8 protein-coding genes are annotated in these 5,407 nt (G+C 40.9%); all 8 read left to right on the forward strand.

Features of this window, described 5'->3' with window-relative positions; translation table 11 throughout:
* Positions 1-65 precede the first annotated feature (65 nt).
* The gene (locus V7161_RS08505; protein WP_335444041.1) at positions 66-317 is read left to right on the forward strand and encodes a hypothetical protein; all 252 of its coding nucleotides are present in this window, start codon (positions 66-68) and stop codon (positions 315-317) included.
* A gap of 119 nt (positions 318-436) precedes the next feature.
* Positions 437-661: a spore germination transcription factor GerE gene (gene gerE, locus V7161_RS08510; RefSeq protein WP_026572264.1), complete on the forward strand. Its 225-nt coding sequence runs from the start codon at positions 437-439 to the stop codon at positions 659-661.
* A gap of 178 nt (positions 662-839) precedes the next feature.
* Positions 840-1,289: a MarR family winged helix-turn-helix transcriptional regulator gene (locus V7161_RS08515; RefSeq protein WP_335444045.1), complete on the forward strand. Its 450-nt coding sequence runs from the start codon at positions 840-842 to the stop codon at positions 1,287-1,289.
* A gap of 14 nt (positions 1,290-1,303) precedes the next feature.
* The gene (gene racE / locus V7161_RS08520; protein ID WP_335444047.1) at positions 1,304-2,098 is read left to right on the forward strand and encodes a glutamate racemase; all 795 of its coding nucleotides are present in this window, start codon (positions 1,304-1,306) and stop codon (positions 2,096-2,098) included.
* A gap of 134 nt (positions 2,099-2,232) precedes the next feature.
* The gene (locus V7161_RS08525) at positions 2,233-3,288 is read left to right on the forward strand and encodes a GerMN domain-containing protein (protein ID WP_335444050.1); all 1,056 of its coding nucleotides are present in this window, start codon (positions 2,233-2,235) and stop codon (positions 3,286-3,288) included.
* Between the two features lie 103 nt (positions 3,289-3,391).
* Entirely contained in the window at positions 3,392-4,147 is a 756-nt protein-coding gene (gene rph / locus V7161_RS08530) for a ribonuclease PH (protein ID WP_335444052.1), read from the forward strand.
* A gap of 44 nt (positions 4,148-4,191) precedes the next feature.
* Complete coding sequence (locus tag V7161_RS08535) at positions 4,192-4,803, forward strand: XTP/dITP diphosphatase (protein ID WP_335444055.1); 612 nt, start codon at positions 4,192-4,194, stop codon at positions 4,801-4,803.
* Positions 4,800-5,318, forward strand: a complete 519-nt coding sequence (locus V7161_RS08540; protein ID WP_335444057.1) for a metallophosphoesterase family protein — start codon at positions 4,800-4,802, stop codon at positions 5,316-5,318. The genes V7161_RS08535 and V7161_RS08540 overlap by 4 nt, the downstream gene beginning before the upstream one ends.
* Positions 5,319-5,407 lie beyond the last annotated feature (89 nt).

The raw sequence follows: 5,407 nt of genomic DNA on the forward strand, positions 1-5,407 counted from the left end.
TTGTGGATGGTCAATGAAAAGGTGTTTCATTTCCCTCTAAGAGAAAAAACGCTTATGTACGGTCAATGAACGGTCGTTCATGCGGACAGAATCCAGTTCTGATTTTCTTTGATGAACAATTAACAATCTATGTTAAAGCAGAATCCGTTGGAAATTCTTCCGCAGACATCCACTATATGGGGAAAAGGGAAGACTGTTCGATTGGCTTTGTCAGCAGGGTAACAATCGTTCAAATCTCCAAAAAGACAGGCAAAGGGTTTCCGTGGACAGAGCAACAGAAAAAATTGCTCATAAATAATGAAAAAATTAGCATATAATTTTATTTTCCTTTAAAGAAATATAGTCACTCCAATTGCCTTATGCACATAAGATATGGTGACTAAATATATACCCACCCCCGGTGCATAACTGGCGAAGGCAAGGAGGGTCACAATACTTGAAGGAGAATGATTATACTCACAAGCCATTACTCACCAAACGCGAAAGAGAAGTATTCGAACTTTTAGTTCAGGACAAAACAACTAAGGAAATCGCTGGTGAACTTTTTATAAGCGAAAAAACGGTTCGAAACCATATTTCGAATGCCATGCAAAAGCTTGGTGTAAAGGGGCGTTCTCAAGCTGTTGTAGAGCTCCTTCGAATGGGAGAGCTCGAACTATAACAATGACCGGCATCCATTTTGGACGCCGGTTCATTATTTTTGATAAACGACTCTTCGATTATTTCAACTTGAAATTTTAGCGAAAAAAGTAGAAAATAAGTACAAGCATTAAGACTATTTAATAAAAAAATAGATACTCTTGTCTTGGGAGAAGTTTTTTTATAGGAGTGTATGAATCATGAAACTCGATAATACCGAAATAATTAGCGGGGAAATTGTCGCCAATATTGAAAAAGATTTACGCTACATATCCGGAATCATCAAGCAAAAAGGAAGAGAAATGCTAAGTAATTATAAAATTACTCCTCCGCAATTTGTTGCCTTGCAATGGCTGTTTGAAGATGGCGATATGACTATCGGTGATCTTTCAAATAAAATGTATTTGGCCTGCAGTACAACAACGGATCTTGTAGACCGAATGGAGAAAAATCTGCTTGTTGAACGAGTGAAGGATCCAAGCGACCGTCGTGTGGTCAGAATCCATCTGCTTGAAGAAGGTAAAAGAATTATTGATGAAGTAATTAAAAAGCGTCAAGTTTATTTGGAAGAAATATTAGACGATTTCTCAATGGAAGAAATTAAATTTCTTCAAAAAAGCTTGATGAAACTTCATCAGGAAATGCGGTAAAAGAGGCGAGAAATTTGAAACAACCAATTGGTGTAATCGATTCAGGTGTGGGTGGATTAACCGTTGCCAAAGAGGTAATGCGGCAGCTTCCTAATGAGAAAATCATTTATTTGGGTGATACCGCCCGCTGTCCGTATGGGCCTCGGACACCGAGGGAAGTAAAAAAGTTCACATGGGAATTGACCACCTTTTTACTAGAAAAAAACATTAAAATGCTTGTAATTGCTTGCAACACGGCAACGGCTGCAGCTCTTGATGAGATTCGAAAAGAACTATCGATTCCTGTCCTTGGGGTCATTAATCCAGGAGCAAGAGCAGCTATCAAGCGGACGAAGAACTACCGGGTTGGGATTATCGGTACAGAAGGGACGGTTAAAAGTGGTGCATACGAAAGGGCACTTAAATCACTTAATAGCCGACTTTTTGTGACTAGCCAGGCCTGTCCCAAATTCGTCCCACTTGTTGAGAGTAGTGAGTTTGACGGCCCCATTGCAGAGAAAATAGTCGATGAGGCATTAAAACCGCTCCAAAATCAAAATTTGGACACATTAATTTTAGGCTGCACTCATTATCCGCTATTGGAACCATTAATTAAAAATGTTATGGGTGACAATTGCAGTGTCATTAGTTCAGGCGATGAAACAGCAAGGGAAATTAGTGCCATTCTGCAGTATAATGGCTTGCTGGAAACTTGTGAGGAAGAACCGGACCATGAATTTTATACAACCGGGTCAAGAAGGATTTTTTCAAAAATTGCTTCACAGTGGCTGGGAATCCCGATAAATGAAGTAAAGAAAATCAAACTGTAGAGTTCTCAATTTGAGAGCTCTTTTTGTATGGAAAAAATTTTTAAAAGATGTTCTATTTTTCTGCCCTAAGGCGGTCTAATTTTTTCCTAGGCTCGTATACATATTAGTACAAACTGTCTTAGGGGGGAATTAATTTGTATAAAAATAAAGCAAAAATCCTTGGTTTAACGGTGCTGACTTCATCAGTGCTGCTATCTGGCTGCGGCTTGTTTGGCGGTGAAATACAAAAGAAAATTGATCCGCCAAAAACAACACAGGTAGTCGATAAAAAAGAAAGTAAAGAAACAGCGGCTGCGAAGAAGGCCAACACTGAAAACACTGTTCAAACAGAGCTATACTTAATTGATAAAAACGGCTATGTCGTTCCACAAACAATCGCTCTTCCGAAGACAGCTTCAGTAGCCAAGCAGGCCCTTGAATACTTAGTGGTAAATGGTAAGGTAACAGACCTGCTCCCAAATGACTTCCGTGCCGTCCTGCCTGAGGACACGGACATGTCAGTTAATATTGATAAAGATGGAGTAGCTACTGTTAATTTTTCAAAAGAATTCAAGGATTACAAAGCAGAAGATGAAAAGAGGATCCTTCAATCGATCACATGGACACTAACACAATTTGATAATATTAAGTCAGTTGCTCTTAAAATGAATGGAACCCCATTGACGAAAATGCCTGTGAAAGGGACTCCAATCAGCGAGCATCTTTCAAGAGCATCGGGTATTAACATTGATACAACGGATGTAATGGATATTACGAATACGAAGCCTGTAACCGTCTACTACATAGGTGGAGAGGAAGAAGGCTCCTATTACTATGTACCGGTAACCCGCCGTGTCCCTGCCGGTGAGAAGGATAACATTACTGCGGTAGTGAACGAATTGATTCAAGGGCCTAGTGAAAATTCAAACCTAGTCTCTGAGTTTATGTCTGATGTAAAGCTTTTAGAAGCGCCTAAGATTGCCAATGGTCAGGTGACTTTGAACTTTGATGAAAATATTTATGGCAGCTTTGAAGAAAAAGAAATCTCACAATCATTATTAAATGCTCTGGTGCTTTCCTTAACGGAGCAAAAGGACATTAAAAAAGTGGCCATCCAAGTTAAAGGCAAGGCTGAGCTGAAAAATGATGAAGGCAAAAAATTAACTGAGCCGGTAACTCGTCCAGAAAAAGTCAATACAGGTAGTTTCTAAAAAAAATTTTTTGTTATACTATATAGTGACCATGAAAGAGGTTGGCTTTTAAAGGCCGCCTCTTCTTTATTTGGCATTGAAGTAAATGAAGGGGGCGTATGTTATGCGTGTTGATGGCAGGGAGCCATTACAGCTAAGGCCAATACATATTGAAACAAACTATTTAATGCATCCCGAAGGATCTGTCCTCATTTCCGTAGGGAATACGAAGGTAATTTGTACGGCGAGCATCGAAGATCGAGTCCCGCCGTTTATGAGAGGCGAGGGCAAGGGCTGGATTACGGCCGAATATTCGATGCTTCCACGGGCAACGGAAACGAGAAATATAAGGGAATCCTCAAAAGGAAAAGTCTCCGGCCGGACTATGGAGATACAGCGTTTAATTGGCAGAGCACTCCGTGCAGTAGTAGACCTAAATGCCCTTGGTGAGAAAACCGTCTGGATTGATTGCGACGTCATTCAAGCAGACGGCGGCACCAGAACGGCTTCGATTACAGGGGCTTTTGTCGCGATGACTATAGCAATCAATCGTTTATCGGAGAAAAAATCATTGTCAAAGTTTCCTATTATCGATTATCTAGCAGCTACGAGCGTTGGAATCTTACAAAAAGGTGAAACGGTTCTCGACTTGAATTATGCTGAAGATTCCAAGGCCCACGTTGATATGAATGTCGTAATGACAGGGAGCGGTGAGTTCGTCGAATTACAGGGGACTGGCGAGGAATCTACTTTTTCTTATGAACAGCTGCAAGGCTTACTCCATGCCGCGCAGGAAGGGCTGATGGAGCTGTTTGAACATCAAAAAACAGCCCTTGGCGAAGAGATTACGAAGAAAATAGAGGGCCGGAGAAAGAAATAGCTAATACTGGATTTCGAAAAAAGCCTAGTAAAGAGGAGATTATGATGAAAGAAGTTATTATTGCTACTAAAAACCCTGGCAAAGCAAGAGAATTTGAGCATATTTTTGCCCCTAGAGGATTTTCGGTCAAAACCCTGCTAGATTTTCCCGAAATCCCTGAAGTAGAAGAAACAGGCTCAACTTTCGAAGAAAATGCCATTTTGAAGGCGGAGGCTGTTTCCCAGGCGCTAAATAAAATGGTGATTGGTGACGATTCCGGCCTAATCGTGGATGTCTTAGAAGGCAGACCAGGAATCTTTTCCGCCCGCTATGCAGGAGAGCCAAAGAACGATCAAAAAAATACAGAAAAAGTTCTGTCTGAATTAAAAGGCGTTCCCGAGGAGGAGCGCACTGCCCGTTTCTATTGTGCATTAGCAGTGGCAGTTCCAGGGCAAGAAACATTCACGGTGTCAGGCACCTGTGAAGGGCGCATATTAGAAGAGCAACGTGGTACTAATGGTTTTGGTTATGATCCCGTCTTTTATGTTCCTGATAAGAGCCGTGCTATGGCTGAGCTTACTTCTGATGAAAAAAATAAAATCAGCCACAGAGCGAATGCACTTAAAAAGCTGGATAATGTCCTGGATGGTTTTTTAGAAAAGGCTAATGAGGCATGAGCAGGGTTTTAGTCGTTAGCGATAGTCATGGTTTGACAAAAGAACTCCAGGTTTTGCGAGAAAGACATTTGAAAGATGTCGATTTGATGATTCATTGCGGCGATTCACAATTGATGCCGGATGATCCATCCATTTCCGGTTATTTAACCGTAATGGGTAACTGTGACTTCGGCGGAGGGTACCCTTTAGATACAACCACTGAAATTGCCGGCAGAAAGTTCTTCATTACCCATGGACATCGATATTCTGTGAAAACATCTTTGATGAACTTAAAGTATAAAGCACAAGAGGTTAATGCCGATATCGTCTGCTTTGGACACTCGCATGTCCTAGGTGCGGAAGTGATTGGCGGAACGCTGTTCTTAAATCCAGGAAGTATCCGTCTTCCTCGTGAGCGATTGGAAAAAACATATGTTATTTTGGATTTATTGGATGATAAAATAAAAATGTCCGTGTTTGAAATGAAAGGACGGGAGATTTCAGAGCTTTCTCGGGAATTTAAATTACCTCAATAATGATTTTGAAACCGATTAGTGACCGTGCAGGGGGAAAATAACATTGTACGGTCACTAAGAAGGGTTTATAATGCCCGTGAACCGAGAAA

This window comes from Neobacillus drentensis (assembly GCF_036965425.1).
GTDB classification, from domain to species: Bacteria; Bacillota; Bacilli; order Bacillales; family Cytobacillaceae; genus Neobacillus; species Neobacillus drentensis_F.

Coding starts and splice junctions, on each gene's coding strand:
- V7161_RS08505 (WP_335444041.1), top strand. CDS start 66: ATGAACGGTCGTTCATGCGGACAGAATCCAGTTCTGATTTTCTTTGAT.
- V7161_RS08515 (WP_335444045.1), top strand. CDS start 840: ATGAAACTCGATAATACCGAAATAATTAGCGGGGAAATTGTCGCCAAT.
- rph (WP_335444052.1), top strand. CDS start 3,392: ATGCGTGTTGATGGCAGGGAGCCATTACAGCTAAGGCCAATACATATT.
- V7161_RS08535 (WP_335444055.1), top strand. CDS start 4,192: ATGAAAGAAGTTATTATTGCTACTAAAAACCCTGGCAAAGCAAGAGAA.
- V7161_RS08540 (WP_335444057.1), top strand. CDS start 4,800: ATGAGCAGGGTTTTAGTCGTTAGCGATAGTCATGGTTTGACAAAAGAA.